The following is a 681-nucleotide window of genomic DNA, read 5'->3' on the forward strand; positions in this document are numbered from 1 at the left end:
GCATGTGACACCGCCTTTTATTTAAGGAAGAAGAGCCCTATCATGGCACATGATGGATTACGGCTGTAGTACTAGGATGATGTGGCTTATGTCACACATAATTTATTTATCGTTAAAGGGTAAGAAGCAAGGTTTAATTTCCGTTGGGTGGGATCTATAGGGATGATCCCATGCACGCAACCAAATACTCAATTCGTTCAGGGATCAGGATGATGTGATGACATGGTAGCGATTAATTTAATTGTGAAACATAACCCTGAATTTTCTTTGCTTCTGATGGGATATAACAGATATGGTGAAAAAAATTATGCTATTGGTTTTTGCTGCTTTTCTCGGGGCGGGTATCGTATTACTGGTTCAATGGATGCGTCCTCCAACAGAGGACCCTTACTTTTTTTTAACTCCAAAACCAACTACAGGACATCCCATTGAAGTCCCCATTAAACTGTATAAAAAAGGGGAAAAAATAGAATTAGTATTTTGGAATGTTCCTCAACCCCCACCTAAAATTTTATATCTTTTTCCTGGTCATACTCCTGAACCTCGAGTTATGTTAAAAACAAAAGGGTATAAAGAAGATGAGCTAACCTATTATACTCCCAGTGCGCTGAGGGATCCCCACAAATTAGCGCTAATAAATCAAAACCATGTTTTGGTAGATTTTGGCGAGATATTTGAGTG

1 pseudogene is annotated in these 681 nt (G+C 38.8%); it reads left to right on the forward strand.

The window, feature by feature from the left end:
- Positions 1-292: 292 nt before the first annotated feature.
- Positions 293-681 (forward strand): annotated as a pseudogene (locus NXS07_RS20600) (hypothetical protein); the annotation flags it as partial.

Origin of the sequence: Xenorhabdus bovienii (genome assembly GCF_024721015.1) — a bacterium.
GTDB lineage: Bacteria > Pseudomonadota > Gammaproteobacteria > Enterobacterales > Enterobacteriaceae > Xenorhabdus > Xenorhabdus bovienii.